The organism is Pseudomonas sp. B6001 (assembly GCF_013386015.1).
GTDB lineage: Bacteria > Pseudomonadota > Gammaproteobacteria > Pseudomonadales > Pseudomonadaceae > Aquipseudomonas.
This window is the reverse complement of record NZ_JACAOX010000015.1, coordinates 80723-101755: the sequence shown is the minus strand read 5'-3', so window position 1 is coordinate 101755 and position 21033 is coordinate 80723. Positions and strand designations below refer to the sequence as shown.

Genomic DNA, 21033 nt, shown 5'->3' with positions numbered 1-21033 from the left:
GGGACAACGCAGGGACAACGCATTCAATCGGCCATCGCTTCTGATGCCTTGTCTTACCTGTCCCACTATTCTTGATCGAAGTAGGACAGCTAAAGGCGCCTGAATACGGGGCTCTGCCCTACTGTCCTACCTTTATTCCTTTTCTCTTGTGTATAGAGAGAAAGCTAAAAGCACGCGTGCGCGCCATGGGCGCGACTACGTGCCCGCTATGCTCATGTGTGCGTGGGGCGGGTAAAGGTTGGACGGTAGGACAGACAAACAACGGCGCGGTCTGCGCCTGTCCAACTGCGCTAAATGCGAGTCGGACAACGCAGGACGGTAGGACACAGGCACGCGGAGTGACGTAGAGGGTCATGCAGCCTTCCCCATCAGCATCCCCTGGATGAACACATGGGCGTCATGCAGCCGCATGTAGTACGTCCGCGAGCTGCATGCACAGTGCAATAGCTTCTGTGAAAGGAAGCTTTCGTGGTTGCAGTAGTGCTCCCACACGACCAGTGCAAGGCGGGGCGGCAGGTGCTTCTTGACGATCAGCTCAATATCCACTGATTCATCCAGCAGCACCCGACTACCACGCGTGCCGCGTATCAGCTCCCCTTTGCATTCCATCAGCATGGCGATCATGTTGCCGCCACTCGGCCCGCCAACGTTTTCTGGTACAGGCGAATGCAGATCCTGCGCCCATAGTTTGAGCATCTCGTCGATTCGCTTAATCAAAACAAGGCTCCTCGATCACCGACTGCTGCAACGCAGACGCACGGCCCCAGCCCGCAGGCTTCTCATAGGCCCAAGGCCGTACCCCGCTTTTCGGCAATGCCGGCATTCGCCGCTTGCGCCAACCCAGCCGATGCATGATTGCCCCTACCCGCATCTGCTCGGGCTTGCCCCAATGACCGAAGTCGAGCTTCAGCGCCTGGGTCAGGATCTCGTTGCCAGTGGCGGTTTCGCCGATCTGAGACTCTTCCATCCAGGCCAGGATCGGCCCTTCCCACTCGTCCACCACAAAGCGTTCGTCCTGGGCTTCGGCGAACATCCAAGATTCATCCTTGGTCACCCACCAGATATCGCCGGCCTCGAAGCAAAACAGGGCTTCGGCCCATAGCTGATCGCGGATCTCGCGCAGTTGCTCCAGATCGACCTTGTTGCAGAACACCGGCCAGTAGCGACGGTTGCCCGTGGCGTCCTTGAGGTATTCCTCTTGGTTGGTGGTACCCACGAAAACACACTGGCGTGGCACGTCATTCGTTCTGCGGCCGTAGCTCTCGCGGTAGGTGTCGGTGGACGCGGAGAAGAACTGCTTGGCCTTGGTGCTTTCCGCCTTGTTAAAACTGTCCAGCTCGCCCAGCTCGACGATCCACTTGCCGCGAATCGCCTGGAAGCTGTCCTTGTCGCCGAGGGCAAAAGGCGTGTCCATGAACCACTCCCCACCGAGGACGCCCATGGCCGTGGACTTACCCGCGCCCTGCCCGCCTTCGAGGATCATCACCGAGTCAGCCTTGCAGCCTGGGCGCATTACCCGTGCGACCGCAGAGATCAGCCAGCGCTTGCCGACCTTGGCCGAGTACTCGTTGGCCTGGACGCCCAGCACATCGGTCAGCCAAGTTTCAATGCGGGGCACGCGGTCCCACTCGAGCTTCTCCAGGTACTCGCGCACCGGGTGGAAGGCATGGTCGTGGGCGACCACGCTGACCGCCTCGATCACATGCGAAGCCTTCACGCGTAGGTTGTACTGCTGCGCGAGCCACTTCATCACGCGCATGTCATCAATGTCGGCCCAATCGCCGGCACCGCCGCCGAAGGGAGCAGACCGCAGTTTGACGATCTTGGAGCTGAACACGCTGTAGCCGATGACACCCGCCCAGCGTTCGTCGTTGCCCAGGATCAGCTCGACGTTTTGCATGTGCGCGATCAGGGAGCCGTTTTCGGTGCGCGCCAATTGATCTTTCCAGCCACCCGCTGCAGGAGGTTTGACCACCGCCAGCACCTGACGGCGGACAGCCTCCAATCCCTCGGCGATGTGCAGGTCGTTGAAGTCGGTCCACTTGACCTCGCGCTCGCCAGAGAACACCGGAGCGACTACCTGACCGCCGACAACCAGCGCGGCATTGTTAGCCTTCTCTTCGCCTGGGTTCCAAGGGTCGCCGTTGGGGCGCTTGGTCTTCCAGTCATCATCGCGGCAGATGATCAGCGGGCAACCGGGGAAACGCTCGCGCATGGCCTTGGAGACCGGCAGCAGGTTGCCCGCGTCGAAGGCGATGGCAACAGTAAGCGACGTCGCCATGTGCAGGCTGGCGCCCGTGGCGTAGCCCTCACACACCAGCACCGGCTCGCCGGGTTCAGGATGCGGGCCAATCAGGTGGAAGGCGCCGTCCTTCGACATGCCGTAGGGCCAGTAAGCCTTGTCGCGGCCGGTGTCGTCTTGCTTGGCGGGGAAAATCACCTGCAGGCCGACGATCTGGTCGCGCACATTGCACATAGGCACCAAAAATGCGCCAGTGCGTGGCGCATAGCGAACCTTGAAGCCGACGATCTGCTTTCGATCCAGGTAGGCGCTCTTACCCTTTTCAGGCATGCGCTTGAACAGGCCGGCAGCACGGTTGGCCGCTCGGCGTGATGCGTTGGCCGCGATCTCGGCGGCCTTGCGCTTGGCATCTTCCTGGCGAGCGCGCATGACTTCGCGCTCTTCGGGACTCATGCGCCCGGCCTTCACCTTGATCTTTTGGGTGTCGCCGGAGCGCCAGTCACCGAAGCTGCCGAAGATCAGCGTCTCGTTTTTTTCGGTGCGGTGTTCGTGAATGACGTACCAGCCGTTTTTTTCCTTGCCCTTGTCCTGGGTGGTTTTGCAGCGGGTGAGTTTGCCGAAGATCAGGGGTTGGGCGGGTTCAAGGCCGTAGTCGGAGAACTGATTCAATACCTCATCGAGCATGGCGGGCATTCCTGGCTTCGTCGATGGATTGGCAGGTCACGCAATGCGTGCAGCCGGGGATCGCAACGCGGCGCGCTGTTGGGATCGGCGTGTCGCACTCTTCACAGAACATGAAGGAATGCGCGGGCGTGCCAGTTTTTTTCGCGTTTCGTGCGGCGAGTGCACGGTCCATGCGTTCCTGCACCAGGTCATTTGCAAAGTCGATGTCGTCAGCCACGGTCCGCCCCCCGAGTGGTCTGGTTGACGTATTGGGCGCGATTGAGCATCCCCAACAGCCCCTGGATTCCGCGAAATACCTGCAGGCGAATCTCGGCCAGTTCCTGATCACTCACAACGCCATCGCCAATGCTCTTGGCCCAGGTGTCGGCCAGGTCAGCCACGTGCCTGAAGTACGAGGCAATACCGGTGGTCAGGGTCTCAGGCATGTCGCTGGTATAGGTTTCAGCCAGCTCTTGCCACGTTGTGTCGCCGACCAATGCATGTACCGCATCGAGGATGCGGCGGTCCTTGGTCAATTCGAGGATCTCGCCGAACTCTTGAATGTTGACCGCGTGCGAGGGATGGGTGGGAGACAACTTGTGCTGCAACGTGGTGGCATTGCGGCCGGTGGTGGCGGCGATTGCAGCGGCACCGCCAGGATAGTCCCGTGCGGCGTGGTACAGGGCTAATTCGAGCGTCAGAACTTCCCTTTGCGCTCGTTCAACACAGCTTAAAGCTACTCGGCTCATGGCATTAATCCTACTAAGTTGCCAGTGCCCCGCGACGTGTAGTGGTGATACATTTGCCGCGTGGCTTGAAAGGGCCCAAACGCCGGCCAGATCTTAGGGATCGAAACCGGCACCGTGCCGAGGCGAACAATCCGTTGCTCACCTCTGGCGCAACAGCTGCCTAATCTGTGGTGGAAAAGGCAGCAACCCAAGACATCCGTGTCTTGGCAACGCGATAAAGGGAGGTGGTTTGCATGTGGTGTGCCCTCCTACCTTCGTCGCGACCCGACAGCACTGTGGTGGTGTGTGCCGGGGGAAACTGGGCGGCCCTCGGGCCGCCTTTTTTTCTTCCTAAAGTTTCCTAATTTCTGACTCTGTGATCGCAAAATGGCGAAGTACATCTGCAAGTGAGACAGCCCCTCCGCTTTCTCTACATAGAGCTTTAATCAACGAGACGCTAGGGTCTTTACTCGCGTATTTCACGTGCATCCTCAAATAGTTCGTTGATATACCGCACCTCTTTGCATAGTCACTCAGTGGGTCACGACCCAGGGTGTCAATGTATTTTCGTAGGCTCATCGCTATACCTCCGGAGCGCAAATTAACCTAATAGGTTATTTTTTTCAATACCCAGAAGGACATTCACCTGAAAGGTTAACCAATACAGAATCAGCGCATGAAAATTTCAGATACCCGCCTTAAAAATTTCCGCAGAGTTCTTGCGGACAAAAAAATGCGACTTACCGAAGCGGCAGACCGTTTAGGTAAGGCTCCAGCACAGGTGAGCGCTTTTGGTGGAAAAAATCCTACCAAAGGCATCGGCGACCAGATAGCAAGGGAAATAGAGAGAGCATTTGGACTTCCATTAGGTCACCTGGACGTTCCCTATGAATTTCACGAGTTAAGTAACGCATCAGTGGTCGGCGAAACCGGTCGAAAACTACCCCTAATTGGATCGATTGCGGCGGGTGCTTGGTGCGAAGCGGTTGGTAATTTCGAATCCGGTGATGCCGAAGAATGGATTGATGCTCCAGGACCAGTGGGAGCTAATGCTTTTGTTTTGCGGATAGAGGGCATCAGTATGGAGCCGAAATTTTCTGAGGGCGATAAAGTCGTTATTGATCCATCACTAGAAGCCCTACCTGGCCATTTCGTTGCTGCCAGAAGAGTCAGAGATAATTGTGTAACTTTAAAGCAACTAAAACAGGAAGGTAATGAACAATATCTTTACGCACTCAACCCAGATTGGCCTGAACGAATAATACGTTTAACTGAAGACTGGTATGTTTGCGGAAGAGCGAAGTGGAAAATTTCTGACCTTTGACCACGGCAGCTCTATGGCACATCACACTGAGATATGCCATAGAACCTATACGATTTACAACGCCTTAACCAATACACACCTGCCTTCCTTAAGGTCGGCAGATACTTGTTTATATTTCTTCTCTAGCACGACATCATCAGCGTAACGAACGTAAACTTTCTGATTCCGCCCCAAATGTCGAAAAGGATCCACTATCAAGCTTGAAATTAGTTTCGCGGCTTCTTTCCTAATCCCAGGCCACAACCCTGTGAATGGTGACTCCGAAAATACTCTGGCATCTATTAAGCTATTTAGCTTAATTGCATACTCTATTGCCGTTGCTCTGTCCATGATATTATTAAAATATGTCATGCCATAAAAGTTAATCAATGCAGCCCACTCTGGATCTTTGCGCTCGATAACAGCCTCATATTTTCTCCATACAGAAATGGAAAAGACGAATTCCTCGGAAAAATCCTTACTTAAAAAATGGTGCATCACAAGAATAAGGGCTTCTATATCACTATCTTGTATTAAATCCGTCGGACATCCAGCATAGAGCTCTGTTAAGTACTGACTTTTATATAAATTGTGATCCAGCATGACAGAAGACAGAGCTAGAGCACGATATACTTTGATTTTATTTAATGAAGATGCATTTTCATTCAGGTAACTTTTAGCACAACGAACCAATAAAGAGATACCAGCGCCTTCCTCTGTGTCGCCCACCTCAATGCTATCGTAGAGATCAACAAGCGCGTCAAAAACTGATAATTTACCTCGATAGTATTTAAGAAGTATAAACTTAATCAATCTATCAAAGGCATGTAAGTCCTCTAGAGCATCAAGCTCACACAGAGTTAAGCCCAAGACCCTTTTACTTAAACCAAGTCCCATCTCTGAAACATGAGCCAAATCTATATCATTAGCGATCAAGACATTGATAATTGAACCGACAGCATCAGACTTTATGTTTTTATCTTTAGATAGCTGCGATTTAGAAACCAATAAATACGGCAAGTATTTATTGGGTGATACTTTTACTGCCTGATCTATCATAGCTATCGCTGAGGCAATGTCACCGAGTGCTTGATGTATTTTAGAAGAATTATAATAAGCAGATACGAGATAGTCCAATACCGCTTCAGTACGTTCTGTAATTTGCAGCTCAGCTATCAATTCTGAGCTCAACTCCAGCGCTTCATTTTTAAAGATCTGTATTCCCAGCAGGGTATATAAAAGCAAGAGATTAACTTTCGCATTTATAGAGGTAGTCCAAGTAGGACCTTGTGATGCTGCGAACAACGCGGTATAGGCTCCCTTATAATCCCGCATCTCCAGATTGACAACACCTAAATAAAACCTCACCAACTGTAAAAAAACCAACTCTTCTGATTCAGCAATACAACCTTCCAGTTCAATTTTTGCGTCTGACTTTCTGCCAACATAAAGGTAGCTCAATGCAAGCTCTAGTCTATGCATTCCAGTGAACGCAGACGAATCACCATCTCCGGTCAGCGCATCTTCAAAGCATCGTATTGCAAGCTCGTAATTACGTTGAGCATATGCTTCAGTAGCTGTAACTACACTAGACTGCTGTGCAGAAGTTACATGATCAATCCAGCGATCAGAAAGAGCCTCGTCAATAACCCTATTCTTAATACGTATCTCACCGTTCACTGTCTTAGTAATACCAGATAGAAAAAGGCGGCTTTTGATTTTATCCTCAGGGAATTCTGATCTATTATACCGAATAGAAATTATTGCACTCCGTATCTGAGAATCACTTTCAACGAGAGTCCTAATATGGTCAATAGGAGCACGATCATATTCGTGCAAATATAATGCAGCAACCAGATCATCAACTGTTCCAGTTCCAACTTCCCTGCCTTGCAGAGCAACATCCTCTAGCTCCGAGCATAAATCCCAGGTCATTCTCGGGTTACCATCTACCCAATAATAAATTCTGCTCACTACTTCAGGGCTGAAATTCAGGCCAACCTTAGACAGAAACTCCTCAAACTCCATTCGGTTAAAATCTTCAAGATAAATTTTTTCCCCTATATTGAAAGGAGAAATATCTTTATTCTTTATCAAATCAGTTGGTTCAGCCACCCCAGACAAGACGTAAGTTAGGCGCGAGTACTCAGAAAAATTTACTCTATTAAAATACATGCTCCTTATCTGCGCCAACACGACATCAGAATAACTGCAGCCTACTAAAGAGTCGATTTCATCTAGGACAATCACCAGTTTTTTATTTGTAGAGCGAAGCAATAAGCGCAAATGACGATCATACTCAACGTTCGGCTCCAGCTCTAACTTTACTCGCTGCTCTTTAACTCGCAGCAAGTGCTGATCAAATACATCAGGATCGCACTCGATCAACATATCAATAACATTTCTAAACCATAATTTTGCGGTCTCAAAACGATTAGACAAATCCAAATACAATACCAAATCAGCTTTACGTTCACGCTTCATATTAATAAGTAGATTTGTCTTACCCATTTGCCTAGCAACTAAAATATAAGGAGGGCGCCCCATATTATCAATAACATTACGTAATTGCCTATCAGCGGCCCGCTCTACATATTGACATGAAGATACTATAGTATTGGGCTTGAGTTTTTTATTTATCATATTTCAGATCCTCTTCTACAGACTCAAGCAAATCCATTAACTTCTTATCAGCAAAAACTTCGACTCTGGTCTTTCTGAAGAACGACTTCACGAACCTTGGCGATCCTTTACTTTTGCTGACGATCACATCAAACTCGTGATCTAATAGTGAATGACTTAGCGCAGTGGCAATCATGATTGAAAGCTTCATAATCTCTTCTGCAGACCATCGCTTAAAATCAACAAACTGGACTTTATCATACATTTTATAGCGAGCAGGATTCACATCTGCCTTGGGACATCGCAATGACGAAAACATCCATATTAAACGACCTTGAGCGTTTGCAGTCTCAGCCAAGATAATTAATTGATAGGCAATATCCAAAAACTCTGAATATTCAGCACCTGCGGAAAGAGGAATTTCTTCTATAAGGACAGCTACAGGGACCGTAGAAACAACAGAGGACATATGTGGTCGAAGGTAACTGATAAGGGCGGCGGAATCGTTCGCCGCCGCTAATGACTCGCATACTACTCCATTTTTTTCAAGTAACAATCTACACACATCTTTCATAAGTGTCAGCGGCGATGCATTTTGAAAACTATCAAGAGTCACATGATGGAACTTCCACTTAGAAAGTTCTACCAATCGTCTCAACGATGCGGTTTTTCCTACACCTGGAGGTCCACTTACCCAAACATGCGAACTTTTGATAGCTCTTGACAAACTTTCATCAGCATTTCTAGGTATATAAAATGGCTCTGCCACTTTTGTATATGCATCAAATAGCACGTCACCCTCTATCATACTTTGGGGGCCGACCAAATTGATTACACAAAAGTTTTTAACAAAATTCTTCAAAAAAACAAATCTTATATCTTCTAGATCATCCGGCTTTGTGGCACTGATATGACCACAATCAATTAGAGTTCTTACATTTTCAGCACCAATATAAATATCAGAGCTGTTTCGCGAGACAATAGCATCTCCTCCAGCAACCAAGTTGAGAACTTTGATCTTATCTTCGACTCCCATCTTGATCCAATCGGTATTTAGCAAATCTAAAAAATCCGTATTCTTGCAGAGCTGCTTTAAATGCCTATGACCAAGTGAAAAGTACTTAGCTAAATTCGCAAGCCCAGCACCATTAAGGGGTGACGCATATAGCAAAAGACCAACGACTTGATGTGACCGCCCAGACTTTACTGCATCCAAAATAAAATGCCTAGATATAATCCCTCCCAAACTATGTGCAACTATAATAACTTCCTTATCAAAACAATTAGCTTCAATAAAAGATTGCAGGCCATTAGATAACTCTTTTATGCCCGACATTTTTTGTCCAAAAGGAGCACGCCAGAGACTTGTTGGATATGCGTAGCAATCATAGGCAATATGTGCCAGCTCTGAAGACTCTTGGAGGACCTTTAACATGGCCCCCCACGTACCAGCGGCGGATCCAGAAAGGCCGTGCACAAAGAGAATGACCTGCTTGCTTTCACTTTTCCTTTTAATGGGTATGGGCGAGTCCCAAAAAAAATTTTTTAACTTCTTGAACATTCCCACGACCCCTCCTTTGGAGAGGTCAGCATTGTCATAGAAACAAGCATCCTGAATCCTTTTTGGGTTGCACTGTCCATTTGATGGAACTGGAGTGATCGGCAGGGTGACGCCAACGATATGTCACTATTGCACAAAGCCATCACGTTAAAAACAACCATAAAGGACAATTTCTGGCTTGATTAATTAACCCCAGAGGTTAACATTGACTCACTCTTTCACCACAGAGCGAGGCAACACCATGCACACCACAGCCACTCTGCACGTCCACCCGGCCGCTGCTAACCCCTCCCGCATCTTCGAAATCCGCCGCATGGCACAAAACTACGGCTGCGCTTTCATCGCGTCCAAACCAAAGCTGAAACAGCACACCGCACCGACTCCTTTCGACCCAAACGGCGGAGGGCAAGCGGCATGAGCAAGTACAAACTCGATAACCGCACCCTAACCCTGCTCAAGGCTCAGGTATGCCTGACCGAAACCTTCAACCACTTCCTGCGCGCCGAGACGCAGCGTGAAGCCCTGGCCTTCCGCCTGAAAGTCGAACGCCGCAAAGTCGACACGCACTTCACTGTCGAGCTGGACAGCGAACGCCACACGCTGACCCTGACCAACAGCAAGAAGATGCACCTCAAGCTTGCAGACTTCATTGAAGAGATCGTCAACGGGCCAACCACCTCTGCCGATCCATCTCCTTTGCCGCATGCAAACCGCCGCTACGGCGTGTTTGAGATTGAACACAAGCAGCGGGTGTTCGACCTGGTGCAAACCGGCGGCGTTCTCAGTCTCTACATGGGCTTTGAGCAACCGATCAACCTGGCAATCCACCGCAACAAAACCCGCGCAGGCATCACCACTATCCTGAGCATCGGCATCAGGAAGCCACGCACCAAGTGCTTCACGGTGTACGGCAGTGACGTGGAGATCTACTCCATGGTCGCCGAATCCATCACCCATCTGGCTGCTTTGGCGACACCCGCCGCGCATGCAGCCTAGGAGGCCGAGATGGAACGTAGCCTGGAAAGAGCCGCCAAGTACTTTGGCCTCACTCGTCCCAAGCTGATCGCGCTCATGCGTGAGAAGGGCTTGCTCAACGACCGCAACCTACCGGCCTTCCCCGTCCGAGACCATGAGTACCTGCGGATCAAGGACAGCAACTGGTACCACGAGACCGCCGGCATGCAGTACAGCCAGTCGACTAAGGTCCGGCAGGCCGGCATACGCTGGCTCGCAGAACAGTTGGGCCTCGAACTGCCAGCCATCCCGGCAGACAACCGTGACGTGGCCTAGGGAGTACGCCCGCCAGATCGTCGCCATGCACACACGCGAGGAGCGCAACGCTGCGCTCCTCGAAGTGCCGGAGCATCTGCGGGAGCTGACCAAACGCCACTGCCTGAATGCTTGGAACCACCCTTCACGACTCAAACGCAAGGAGGCCGCTGCCCATGAGCAACATCAGCCAAACACCGCTACGACTGCAACCCGCACCGGATAGCGCCACCATCGAGATGCTGCACCAACTCTTCGGCGACGTGCTTATCCCCCTGGAAAAGCTGCGCGTGCATTACTTCAAAAACCTTAACGAAAAAACCTTCACCGAGGCGATCAACAGCGGCCGTATTCAGCTGCCAGTGACCACCCTGGATCACAGCGTCAAGGCATTGCGGTACGCCCACATAAAACACGTCGCAGCACTGATCGACATCCGCGCCTACAGGGCGGACGAAGACATGCCGCGACCACCAAACGATTCAACCGAGCACGACCAGTAACCCCAATGGCTGCCACCACCAGCCAACAACACACCAGGAGCACACCACATGACGGCAATACAAATCTGCGCACTGATCAGCATCGTTACCGTACTGACCATCCTTTATTGGGTAGGGTACAAAGGCGGCTTAACCGATGGCTTGGCAACTGGGATAGAGGAAGGCAAAAACACCGAGCGGGCCGACAGCGCCAAGGTCATCAAGGCATTGGAAGCCTCTCTGGGCTTCATCCGTGCCGACCACAAACACCTGGCCCTGCGGCACAGGAAGCTCATCGACAACCAAAAACTGAGCCCTGACAACCACCAAAACCTTCTGGCCATCGCCGAAAAACTCAAACTCGCCGCCGATACCTTCCGCGCCGTGAACTCCCAGACCCAGGCCGCGCAAGCCCTTGCCCTGCGCAATAAAGCCTTGGACATGGCAGCCCAGCTGGAGCCAGCCGTACAGGAGAACGCAGCATGAGCCTCGCCATCCCGATGCTGCGCCTGACACCTCAAGCCGCCGGAACCCTGCAACAGCAGCACACCAAGGCAATCAAGGATCTGCGCGCACTGACCCGCTATAACAAGGAATTTGACCGGCAGTTGAAGGCCCTGATCGGCTACGAGGCTCTGCGCCAGTTGCACAAATCAACCAACAACGCCCTGCTACTGGCCGATCTCGTGAAGGAGGCCGCATGAACTGGATCCTCACCTCCACCGGCAAGCGCTTTGACCTGTTCGAGCCTGACGCCGACATGATCGATCCACGGGACATCTCGCACTCGCTGGCCCACCTGTGTCGATTCAACGGCCACACCCGCGAGTTCTACAGCGTGGCCCAACACAGCTGCATCGTCGCCGAGTTGGTGCCGGAGGAATACAAACTCACGGCCTTGCTCCACGACGCACCCGCGGCGTACCTGGGCGACATGACGCGGCCACTCAAGCAGTGGATCAGCGCCTACCAACACTTCGAGGACTGTATCTGGTGGCGCGTTTGCGAGCGGTTCGACATCGCCCCAGAACTCCCCGCCTGCATCTACAAGGCCGACCTGATTGCGCTGCCGACAGAGCGACGCGACCTCATGCCAACCGATCCGGCTATCTGGGATTGCTTGGTCGGCATCGAACCCACGGACGAAACCATCCGCCCATGGCCTGCAGCAGAAGCTCGACTCACCTATCACCAGCGCCTGATGGACCAACTCGCTATCGAACACCGGAGGAAAGCGGCATGACGAATCACCAGGAGAACACCAGCGCCCTGCCCGCTTTGCTCCGCACAGCCAGTGGTGGCGACACGCTAGAAACAAACAGTCTCTGCTGCGCAGCAGCAGGCATTACTGCTCCTTCCAACGCCACTGCCGAGGCACTTCTACCCCACGAAAAGCTGCGCGGGGCAGCGCTCGCTGATGCAACGCTTAACGCTCAGGAGCGCCCGCTCGCGCAGCCTGTCTTGGGGTATGCGCACCATTCGCTCACCAGAACTTTAGAAACTGAAATTTTCTCGGACGAAGAACTGGCCGACCTTACTGGATACAAGCAGCGAGCCCATCAACGGAGATGGCTCAACGACCGCAATTGGGTATTCGTTGAGAGCCGTGGTGGCCGCCCATTGGTCGGGCGCATGTACGCTCGTATGAAGCTTGGCATGACCAGTCCAACGTTCGCAGAACAGAGCACACCGCCGGCGACACCAGCTTGGACACCTGACTTCTCCAGGGTGAACTGAGATGCGACCTCGAAACACCGAAAACAGGGACTTACCACCGGGAATGGTTCGGAGAAAACGCCCTCGCAAGAACGGTAAAGTGTGGGTGGGTTATTACTACAGAGACTCAACGGGAAAGGAGATCCCGCTTGGGGGAGACTTGAGCAAAGCCCGATTGAAGTGGGCAGAGCTTGAGTCCAAAGAAAAACCAGCCGATCTGACGATGATGAAGGGGATCTTTGATCGATACGTCCGCGACGTCATTCCGAAAAAAGGCGAGCGCACCCAAAAGGACAATCTGGCCGAACTCAAACAATTGCGGCCCATGTTCGATGGAGCGCCCATCGACTCAATCACACCAGCCAGCATCGCTGGATACCGCGACGCCCGTACCGCCAAGGTACGGGCCAATCGGGAGATCGCCCTACTCTCCCACGTTTTCAACATGGCGCGGGAATGGGGTCTGACCGAGCGGGAGAACCCGTGCCAGGGCATCCGTAAGAACAAGGAAACGCCGCGTGACTACTACGCGAATGCCGCGGTTTGGGACGCGGTCTACGGGATGGCTGAGCCTGAACTAAAAGAAGCCATGGACCTGGGCTACCTGACAGGCCAGCGGCCAGCAGACGTGATCGTCATGCGCAGGGACGACGTTGAGGGCGATTACTTCTTGGTCACGCAAGGCAAGACAGGGCTGAAGCTAAGGATCCTGATGTGCACAGAGGAGGGAGAAAACAGCTTGGGTAGGTTGATTCGGGAAATTACGGAGAGGAATGCCGGTCACCTCTCGAAGTACTTGCTGATAAACAGACACGGAAAGCGAATGACGAAGGGAATGCTGCGCTTGCGCTGGGACAAGGCGCGGGAGAAGGCTTGTGCCAAAGCAATCGAAGAGGGCGATCCGCTCCTCGCCGCGAAGATTGGCGGTTTTCAGTTTCGCGACATCCGACCGAAAGCAGCATCGGAAATCATCGATATTGGCGACGCAAGCCTGCTACTAGGGCACAGTAAGCAGGAGATCACAAAACGGGTTTACAGGAGGATTGGCGCCACTGCTAAACCATCAAAATAGGCAAAGTTTCGGAACGCCTACCCGAAAGTTTCGGAACGCCTCTCAAAAACCGTCATGTTCCACCCAAACCCCAGAAACACAAAAGCCCCGCAATAGCGGGGCTTTTGAGTAAATCTTGGCGGGAAACCAGGGATTCGAACCCTGGGAACGCTATTAACGTTCGCCGGTTTTCAAGACCGGTGCATTCAACCACTCTGCCAATTTCCCTTGTGCAACACAGGATTAGCGTAGCTCATCCTGCCTCAGCGGGCGCCATAATACCCGAATGAAACACACTGTCAAACTCTCGCCATAGCTTGTTACAGAGCGTCTGTTATGATCCTTGCGACTGAATGTTTCAAAACTGAAGGAGTGTCGCCATGCGCGAACAAAATTACGCAGTGAATGGAAACGCGCAGGCTGAGCAGCTAGAAGTTAGCCGCGTCCTGCGCAATACGTACGGCTTGCTCGCTCTCACCCTCGCGTTCAGCGGCGTGATGGCCTTCGTAGCCCAGCAAATGCGCGTCGGCTACCCGAATATCTTCGTCGTGCTGATCGGCTTCTACGGTCTGTTCTTCCTGACCAACAAGCTGCGCGACTCGGCCTGGGGCCTGGTGTCGGCGTTTGCCCTGACCGGTTTCATGGGCTTTATCCTCGGCCCGATTCTTAACCGCTACCTCGGCATGGCCGGCGGCGCGGAAGTGGTCAGCTCGGCATTTGCCATGACTGCCCTGGTATTTGGCGGCCTGTCGGCCTACGTGCTGATTTCCCGCAAGGACATGAGCTTCCTGGGTGGTTTCATCACCGCCGGTTTCTTCGTGTTGCTGGCTGCCGTACTGGCAGGCATGTTCTTCCAGATCAGCGGCCTGCAACTGGCGATCAGCGCAGGTTTCGTGCTGTTCTCCTCGGCCTGCATCCTGTTCCAGACCAGCGCAATCATCCAGGGTGGCGAGCGTAACTACATCATGGCCACCATCAGCCTGTATGTATCGATCTACAACCTGTTTATCAGCCTGTTGCAGATCTTCGGCATCATGGGCCGCGACGACTGATCGCAGCCGCATGCAAAAAGCCCGCTTCGGCGGGCTTTTTGTTGCCTGCGGCTTTATCATTGCCACAGGTTTTGCCTTCAGAGTGTTCCATGAAGTTCGCGATTGCGCTTTTTTCCGCCGCCCATGCGCCCTCCTCGCGCCGTGCCTTGCTGTTCGCCCAGGCGGCGCTGGCGGGTGGACATGAGATTGTGCGGCTGTTTTTTTATCAGGATGGCGTCTACAGCGCGTCCACTAACATTGTTGCGCCGCAGGACGAGCAGGATATTGCCCGTCAGTGGCGCGAGTTTGTCAGCGAGCATCAGCTTGATGGCGTGGTGTGCATCGCCGCGGCCCTGCGCCGTGGCGTGCTGAATGCCGAAGAGGCCACCCGTTATCAGCGCAGCGCGGTGAACCTGGACGCGCCTTGGGCATTGTCCGGGCTTGGGCAGTTGCATGACGCCGCCCAGTCCGCTGACCGCTTGATCTGCTTCGGAGGGCCGTGACATGTCGAAATCCTTGCTGGTGATCAGCCGACAGGCGCCGTGGTCCGGCCCCAGCGCCCGTGAAGCGCTGGATATCGTATTGGCTGGCGGCGCGTTTGATTTGCCGATTGGCCTGTTGTTTCTGGATGACGGCGTGTTTCAACTGGCCGCGAGCCAGGACGCCAGGGCCGTGCAACAGAAAGACCTGAGCGCCAACCTCCAGGCCCTGGAATTATTTGGCGTCGAAGAGGTGTTTGCCTGCAGCCATAGCCTCGGCGTGCGCGGGCTGGCCACCTCCGGCAACGCACAGCCGCTGAGCAGTGAACAAATTTCACAGATGATTGACCGTTACGACCAGGTGATTACCCTCTGATGTCGACCTTGCATGTGGTATCCCACTCGCCTTTTACCGACAGCCGGCTGGACAGCTGCCTGCGCCTCTGTGGCACCCAGGATGCGATCCTGCTGTGCGGCGACGGCGCCTACGCCCTGCAACCCGCCAGCGCGCCTTGCCAGGCCCTGCAGGCCAGGGGCGTGAAAGTGTTTGTACTGGCCGAAGACAGCCAGGCGCGTAACCTCGCCGTGCCTGAATGGGCCGGCAGTGTCGATTACCCGGCGTTCGTCCAGCTGTCGATCGACTATGACAAGGTCAACACCTGGCTATGAACACTTTGACCGTAGGTGAACGCACCCTCGAACTGGACAAGGACGGCTACCTCGTCGACCTGACCGAGTGGTCCAGCGACGTGGCCAACGCCCTCGCTACTACCGAAGCGCTGGAGCTGACCCCGGAACACTGGGAAATCCTCGAACTGCTGCGCGGCTTTTATACCGAATTCCAGCTGTCGCCCGCCACCCGCCCGCTGATCAAGTACACCGCCTTGAAGCTGGGCCCGGAAAAGGGCAACAGCCTGCACCTCAACCGACTGTTCAAAGGCACTCCCGCCAAACTCGCCGCCAAGCTGGCGGGCCTGCCCAGGCCGACGAATTGCTTATGACTGATTTTGCCCCGTTGATCACTGAAACCCCTGCTGAGCACCCGTTCGCGCCGTTCGTGCGCATCCTCGGCAAAGGCAAGCGCGGCGCCCGCAACCTCACCCGTGAGGAAGCCCGGGAAGCCATGGGCATGCTGCTGGACGAGAAGGTCGAAGACACCCAGCTCGGCGCCTTCCTCATGCTGCTGCGGCACAAGGAAGAAAGCCCGGAGGAACTCGCCGGTTTCACCGAAGCCGTGCGCGAGCGCCTGAATGCACCGTCGCTCAATGTGGATGTCGACTGGCCGACCTACGCCGGTAAAAAACGCCACCTGCCGTGGTACCTGCTGGCAGCCAAGTGCCTGGCACAGAACGGCGTGCGTATCCTGATGCACGGCGGCGGCGCGCATACGGCAGGCCGGCTCTACACCGAGCAGTTGCTGGATGGCTTGCAGATTCCGTTGTGCCGCAATTGGCAACAGGTGGAAGCGGCCCTTGAACAGGGCAACCTGGCGTTTATTCCCCTGGGGGACTGGGCGCCGCAACTGCAGCGCATGATCGACCTGCGCAACACCCTGGGCCTGCGCTCGCCGATCCATTCACTGGCGCGCATCCTCAACCCGTTGAGCGCCCGCTGCGGCCTGCAAAGCATCTTCCACCCGGGCTACCAGGGCGTACACCGCGATGCCAGCGGCCTGCTTGGCGACAACAGCATCGTGATCAAGGGCGACGGCGGCGAGATCGAGATCAACCCGGACACCATCAGCCACCTGTACGGCACTACCGGCGGCGAAAGCTGGGATGAAGAGTGGCCCGCCCTCTCCGCCCAGCGCCACGTCAAGCCTGCGGCCCTGGAGCCCGAGCATTTGAAGGCGCTATGGCGCGGTGAGGTGCAGGACAGCTACCCGCAACTGGCACTGATCGCCACCATGGCCCTGGCCTTGCGCGGCCTCGGCCACCCGCGGGAACAGGCGTTCGAACTGGCCCAACAGTACTGGGATGCCCGGGACAAATCGATTTAGTCGATCATTAACCCCCAGCCTTTGCGCTTTTTGTTCGAACTCAGACCTTTAGACTGCACTCCAACGCTTATTAGCCAAGGAGTCAGTCATGGGTTTGCTGATCGAAGGACGCTGGCATGACCAGTGGTACGAAAGTAGCGCAGACGGCGCCTTCCAACGGGAGCAGGCGCAACGCCGCAACTGGGTGACCGCCGATGGTGAACCCGGCCCGACCGGCGAAGGCGGTTTCGCGGCTGAAGCCGGTCGTTACCATTTATACGTATCCCTCGCCTGCCCCTGGGCGCACCGCACATTGATCCTGCGCAAGCTCAAAGGCTTGGAAAGCCTGATCGACGTGTCGGTGGTCAGTTGGCTGATGCTGGAAAACGGCTGGACCTTCGACAAGGCCCATGGCTCCAGCGGCGACAAGCTTGACGACTTCACCTTCATGCACCAACGCTACACCGCCGACACCGCCAGCTACACCGGGCGGGTCACAGTGCCGGTGTTGTGGGACAAGAAGCTCAAGCGGATTGTCAGCAATGAGTCGGCGGAGATTATTCGCATGTTCAACAGTGCGTTTAATGAACTGACCGGCAATCAACTGGATTTCTATCCCGAAGCCCAGCGCTCGACCATTGATGCACTGAACGATCGAATCTATCCCGCCGTGAACAACGGTGTGTACCGCGCAGGCTTTGCCACGTCACAAAAGGCTTATGAGGCCGCATTTGATGATGTGTTTGCCGAACTGGATCACCTTGAGCAGCACTTGGGTGAGCATCGTTACCTGGCGGGAGAATACCTGACTGAAGCCGATGTAAGGCTTTTCACCACGGCGATTCGGTTTGATGCGGTGTACTACAGCCACTTCAAATGCAACCTGCGGCGAATTGCGGATTATCCGAACCTGTCGAACTGGCTAAGGGAGTTGTATCAGTGGCCGGGGATTGCCGAGACGGTGGATTTTGCTCACATCAAGGGGCATTACTACGCCAGTCACCGCACGATTAATCCGACGGGGATTGTGCCGAAGGGGCCGTTGCAGACGTTTGAGGCGGAGCATGACCGCGCGAGACTGAGCGGAAAAGGCATCTTGAGCTGACAAACCCTGTGGCGAGGGAGCTTGCTCCCGCTGGGCTGAGCAGCGGCCCCAAAATCCTGGGAGCGCTTCGCACTCCAGCGGGAGCAAGCTCCCTCGCCACAGAGACGTTCTCGCCACAGGAGACGTGTCAGACTTGCGACTGAGCGCCTTCAAACCACTTCAGCTTCTCACGCAACTGCACCACTTCTCCCACAATCACCAGTGTCGGCGCATGAACCTCATGTTCCGCCACCATGCGTGGCAGGTCAGCCAGGGTGCCGGTAAACACTCGCTGGTTGGACGTAGTGCCCTGCTGGATCAACGCCGCCGGCGTATCCGCCGAACGACCATGCTTGATCAGCTGTTCGCAGATGATCGGCAAGCCGATCAAGCCCATGTAGAACACCAGGGTCTGCGAAGGGCCCACCAGGTCACTCCACGGCAGGTCCGAAGTCCCGTCCTTCAAGTGCCCGGTAATGAAGCGAACCGATTGCGCATAGTCGCGGTGGGTCAGCGGAATACCGGCATACGCCGCGCAACCACTGGCCGCGGTAATACCCGGCACCACCTGGAACGGGATGCCATGGGCCGCCAGCTCTTCGATCTCTTCACCGCCACGCCCAAAGATGAACGGATCGCCACCCTTGAGCCGCAGCACGCGCTTGCCTTGCCTGGCCAGGTCCACCAGTTGCTGGTTGATCAGGTCCTGCGGCACCGCATGGTCTGCGCGACGCTTGCCGACATACACCCGCTCGGCATCGCGACGGCACAATTCAAGAATCGCCGGCGCTACCAGGCGGTCGTACAGCACCACGTCGGCCTGTTGCATCAAGCGCAAGGCGCGGAACGTCAGCAGGTCCGGATCACCCGGGCCTGCGCCCACCAGGTAGACTTCGCCCGGTGCGTGGGGCGGCGCGCCGTTGATTTTCTCCACCAGCAGACGCTCGGCTTCATCGCCCTGCCCGGCCAGTTGCCGATCAGCAATCGGGCCCTGGAAGACATCTTCCCAGAACGCGCGACGTTGCTGCACATCCGGGAACAAGACTTTGACCTGGCTGCGAAACCGCGCCGCCAGCCCGGCCAACTGGCCGTAAGTCGACGGAATCCAGGTTTCCAGCTTGGCCCGGATCAGCCGTGCCAGCACCGGCGCATCGCCGCCGCTGGACACTGCGATCACCAACGGCGAACGGTCGACAATCGCCGGGAAGATCACGCTGCACAAGGCCGGCGCATCCACCACATTGACCGGTACGCAACGACGCCGGGCATCGCTGGACACTTGCGCGTTCAGCGGCTCGTCGTCGGTCGCCGCGATGATCAGGGTGCAACCGTCGAGGTCGGCCTCCTGATAACCACGCAAAATCAGTTCACCGCCACTGCCCTGCACCAGTTCACGCAACTGGTCTTCAATCTGGGGAGCAACCACCCGCAACAACGCGCCGGCGTCGGCCAGCAGCCGGGATTTGCGCAAGGCAATCTCCCCGCCACCGACGACCAACACACGACTGCCGCGCAGGTTATGAAACAGCGGCAGAAATTCCATTTAGCCGATGACCTCAACGCCCGCCATGTACGGCTTGAGCACTTCAGGCACGCGGATCGAACCGTCAGCCTGCTGGTAGTTTTCCAGCACGGCCACCAGGGTACGGCCTACTGCCAGGCCCGAACCGTTGAGGGTGTGGACCAGCTCGGGCTTGCCGGTTTCCGGGTTACGGAAACGCGCCTGCATGCGACGGGCCTGGAAATCACCGCAGTTGGAGCACGACGAAATCTCGCGGTATTTGTCCTGGCTCGGCACCCACACTTCCAGGTCGTAAGTCTTCACGGCACTGAAACCCATGTCGCCGGTGCACAGCGCCAGAACGCGGTACGGCAGCTCCAGCAATTGCAGGACGCGTTCGGCGTTGGCGGTCAGGCCTTCCAGCGCTTCCATGGAAGTCGACGGCTCGACAACCTGCACCATCTCGACCTTGTCGAACTGGTGCTGGCGAATCATGCCGCGGGTGTCGCGGCCCGATGCACCGGCTTCGCTGCGAAAGCATGGCGAGTGGGCGACAAACTTGATCGGCAACTGCTTGGCGTCGAGGATTTCCCCGGCCACGATATTGGTCAGCGATACTTCGGCGGTCGGGATCAGGTACAAGTCGGCTTCGCCATCGCGGCTGATCTTGAACAGGTCTTCCTCGAATTTCGGCAGCTGGCTGGTGCCCATCAGCGCCGGAGCCTGGACCAGGTACGGGGTGTAAGCCTCTTCGTAGCCGTGCTCGCCGGTGTGCAGGTTGATCATGAACTGCGCCAGGGCGCGGTGCATGCGTGCAATCGGGCCACGCAGCAAGGCAAAGCGCGCGCCGGACATTTTGGCCGCCGTTTCGAAGTCCAGGCCACCGGTCAGTTCGCCCAGGGCGACGTGGTCCTTGATCTCGAAATCGAAGGCTTTTGGCGTGCCCCAGCGACGGACTTCGACGTTGCCGTCTTCGTCTTCGCCGATCGGCACGGATTCGTGCGGCAGGTTCGGGATGCCCAGCAGGATCGAGTCCAGTTCGGTCTGGATAACGTCCAGCTCGACTTTGCCGGAAGCCAACTCGCCAGCCATACGCTCGACGTCCGCCATCAACGGCGCGATGTCTTCGCCGCGCTGCTTGGCCTGACCGATGGATTTGGAACGCGCATTACGCTCAGCCTGCAGTGCTTCGGTGCGGGTCTGGACGGTCTTGCGCTGTTCTTCCAGCGCTTCGATGCGCGCAACATCCAAGGCAAAGCCACGGGATGCCAGGCGGTCCGCTACGTCCTGAAGGTTGCTACGTAACAGTTTGGAATCGAGCAT

The 21033-nt window shown here is 55.3% G+C and carries 24 protein-coding genes and 1 tRNA gene; 16 read left to right on the top strand and 9 right to left on the bottom strand.

What is annotated here, in order from left to right:
* Window positions 1–351: 351 nt before the first annotated feature.
* Genes HX821_RS16445 through HX821_RS16430 form a run of 4 tightly spaced genes read right to left on the bottom strand, consistent with a single transcriptional unit; the run spans window position 352 to window position 3654 of the window.
* Window positions 352–717, bottom strand: coding sequence for a hypothetical protein (locus tag HX821_RS16445; RefSeq protein ID WP_177036061.1), 366 nt, complete (start codon window positions 715–717; stop codon window positions 352–354).
* Entirely contained in the window at window positions 710–2926 is a 2217-nt protein-coding gene (locus tag HX821_RS16440; RefSeq protein ID WP_177036060.1) for a VapE domain-containing protein, read from the bottom strand. The genes HX821_RS16445 and HX821_RS16440 overlap by 8 nt, the downstream gene beginning before the upstream one ends.
* The gene (locus HX821_RS16435; RefSeq protein ID WP_177036059.1) at window positions 2916–3143 is read right to left on the bottom strand and encodes a TraR/DksA family transcriptional regulator; all 228 of its coding nucleotides are present in this window, start codon (window positions 3141–3143) and stop codon (window positions 2916–2918) included. The genes HX821_RS16440 and HX821_RS16435 overlap by 11 nt, the downstream gene beginning before the upstream one ends.
* Complete coding sequence (locus HX821_RS16430) at window positions 3136–3654, bottom strand: phage regulatory CII family protein (protein ID WP_177036058.1); 519 nt, start codon at window positions 3652–3654, stop codon at window positions 3136–3138. Before HX821_RS16430 ends, HX821_RS16435 begins: the two co-directional genes overlap by 8 nt.
* Window positions 3655–4309: 655 nt before the next feature.
* Between HX821_RS16430 and HX821_RS16425 the strand changes: the two genes are divergently transcribed.
* The gene (locus tag HX821_RS16425) at window positions 4310–4957 is read left to right on the top strand and encodes a LexA family transcriptional regulator (protein ID WP_177036057.1); all 648 of its coding nucleotides are present in this window, start codon (window positions 4310–4312) and stop codon (window positions 4955–4957) included.
* Between the two features lie 54 nt (window positions 4958–5011).
* On the opposite strand, the gene HX821_RS16420 is transcribed toward HX821_RS16425, so the two are convergent.
* Complete coding sequence (locus HX821_RS16420) at window positions 5012–7579, bottom strand: AAA-like domain-containing protein (RefSeq protein WP_177036056.1); 2568 nt, start codon at window positions 7577–7579, stop codon at window positions 5012–5014.
* On the bottom strand, window positions 7569–9119 hold the full coding sequence (locus HX821_RS16415; protein ID WP_177036055.1) for an alpha/beta fold hydrolase: 1551 nt from the start codon (window positions 9117–9119) through the stop codon (window positions 7569–7571). The genes HX821_RS16420 and HX821_RS16415 overlap by 11 nt, the downstream gene beginning before the upstream one ends.
* A gap of 414 nt (window positions 9120–9533) precedes the next feature.
* Here HX821_RS16415 and HX821_RS16410 point away from each other — a divergent pair, with 414 nt between their 5' ends.
* From HX821_RS16410 to HX821_RS16370, 8 genes are all read left to right on the top strand, one after another.
* Complete coding sequence (locus HX821_RS16410; RefSeq protein WP_177036054.1) at window positions 9534–10115, top strand: hypothetical protein; 582 nt, start codon at window positions 9534–9536, stop codon at window positions 10113–10115.
* Window positions 10116–10124: 9 nt separating this feature from the next.
* Window positions 10125–10409 (top strand): phage antirepressor KilAC domain-containing protein, encoded by a 285-nt coding sequence (locus HX821_RS16405; RefSeq protein WP_177036053.1) that lies wholly within the window; start codon window positions 10125–10127, stop codon window positions 10407–10409.
* A 155-nt stretch (window positions 10410–10564) separates the two neighbouring features.
* Window positions 10565–10891: a pyocin activator PrtN family protein gene (locus HX821_RS16400; protein ID WP_177036052.1), complete on the top strand. Its 327-nt coding sequence runs from the start codon at window positions 10565–10567 to the stop codon at window positions 10889–10891.
* Between the two features lie 48 nt (window positions 10892–10939).
* The gene (locus tag HX821_RS16395) at window positions 10940–11356 is read left to right on the top strand and encodes a hypothetical protein (protein ID WP_177036051.1); all 417 of its coding nucleotides are present in this window, start codon (window positions 10940–10942) and stop codon (window positions 11354–11356) included.
* The gene (locus HX821_RS16390) at window positions 11353–11574 is read left to right on the top strand and encodes a hypothetical protein (RefSeq protein ID WP_177036050.1); all 222 of its coding nucleotides are present in this window, start codon (window positions 11353–11355) and stop codon (window positions 11572–11574) included. Before HX821_RS16395 ends, HX821_RS16390 begins: the two co-directional genes overlap by 4 nt.
* Window positions 11571–12113 (top strand): phosphohydrolase, encoded by a 543-nt coding sequence (locus HX821_RS16385; RefSeq protein ID WP_177036049.1) that lies wholly within the window; start codon window positions 11571–11573, stop codon window positions 12111–12113. Before HX821_RS16390 ends, HX821_RS16385 begins: the two co-directional genes overlap by 4 nt.
* A 218-nt stretch (window positions 12114–12331) precedes the next feature.
* On the top strand, window positions 12332–12607 hold the full coding sequence (locus tag HX821_RS16375) for a DUF4224 domain-containing protein (protein WP_177036089.1): 276 nt from the start codon (window positions 12332–12334) through the stop codon (window positions 12605–12607).
* Window position 12608: 1 nt separating this feature from the next.
* Window positions 12609–13658, top strand: a complete 1050-nt coding sequence (locus HX821_RS16370; RefSeq protein ID WP_177036048.1) for a tyrosine-type recombinase/integrase — start codon at window positions 12609–12611, stop codon at window positions 13656–13658.
* Window positions 13659–13774: 116 nt separating this feature from the next.
* Here the strand turns inward: HX821_RS16370 and HX821_RS16365 are convergent.
* A tRNA-Ser gene (locus HX821_RS16365) sits at window positions 13775–13865 on the bottom strand.
* Window positions 13866–14017: 152 nt separating this feature from the next.
* On the opposite strand from HX821_RS16365, the gene HX821_RS16360 reads away from it, so the two are divergent.
* The 7 genes from HX821_RS16360 (at window position 14018) to HX821_RS16330 (ending at window position 18230) form a co-directional block, all read left to right on the top strand.
* Window positions 14018–14689 (top strand): Bax inhibitor-1/YccA family protein, encoded by a 672-nt coding sequence (locus HX821_RS16360; protein WP_003219636.1) that lies wholly within the window; start codon window positions 14018–14020, stop codon window positions 14687–14689.
* Between the two features lie 89 nt (window positions 14690–14778).
* Complete coding sequence (gene tusD / locus HX821_RS16355; RefSeq protein ID WP_003219632.1) at window positions 14779–15171, top strand: sulfurtransferase complex subunit TusD; 393 nt, start codon at window positions 14779–14781, stop codon at window positions 15169–15171.
* Between the two features lies 1 nt (window position 15172).
* Window positions 15173–15523 (top strand): sulfurtransferase complex subunit TusC, encoded by a 351-nt coding sequence (gene tusC / locus HX821_RS16350; protein WP_008431550.1) that lies wholly within the window; start codon window positions 15173–15175, stop codon window positions 15521–15523.
* Window positions 15523–15816 (top strand): sulfurtransferase complex subunit TusB, encoded by a 294-nt coding sequence (gene tusB, locus HX821_RS16345; RefSeq protein ID WP_003219628.1) that lies wholly within the window; start codon window positions 15523–15525, stop codon window positions 15814–15816. The genes tusC and tusB overlap by 1 nt, the downstream gene beginning before the upstream one ends.
* Window positions 15813–16148: a TusE/DsrC/DsvC family sulfur relay protein gene (locus HX821_RS16340; RefSeq protein WP_008431552.1), complete on the top strand. Its 336-nt coding sequence runs from the start codon at window positions 15813–15815 to the stop codon at window positions 16146–16148. Before tusB ends, HX821_RS16340 begins: the two co-directional genes overlap by 4 nt.
* Window positions 16145–17146, top strand: a complete 1002-nt coding sequence (locus tag HX821_RS16335) for a glycosyl transferase family protein (RefSeq protein ID WP_102369435.1) — start codon at window positions 16145–16147, stop codon at window positions 17144–17146. Before HX821_RS16340 ends, HX821_RS16335 begins: the two co-directional genes overlap by 4 nt.
* A gap of 88 nt (window positions 17147–17234) precedes the next feature.
* Window positions 17235–18230 (top strand): glutathione S-transferase family protein, encoded by a 996-nt coding sequence (locus HX821_RS16330; protein WP_102369436.1) that lies wholly within the window; start codon window positions 17235–17237, stop codon window positions 18228–18230.
* A 127-nt stretch (window positions 18231–18357) separates the two neighbouring features.
* Here HX821_RS16330 and cysG read toward each other — a convergent pair whose 3' ends face one another.
* Both cysG and serS read right to left on the bottom strand, forming a co-directional pair.
* Window positions 18358–19752 carry a siroheme synthase CysG gene (gene cysG, locus HX821_RS16325; protein ID WP_177036047.1) on the bottom strand — a complete coding sequence of 465 codons (1395 nt, stop codon included), beginning with the start codon at window positions 19750–19752 and terminating at the stop codon, window positions 18358–18360.
* Window positions 19753–21033, bottom strand: a complete 1281-nt coding sequence (gene serS / locus HX821_RS16320) for a serine--tRNA ligase (protein WP_003219618.1) — start codon at window positions 21031–21033, stop codon at window positions 19753–19755.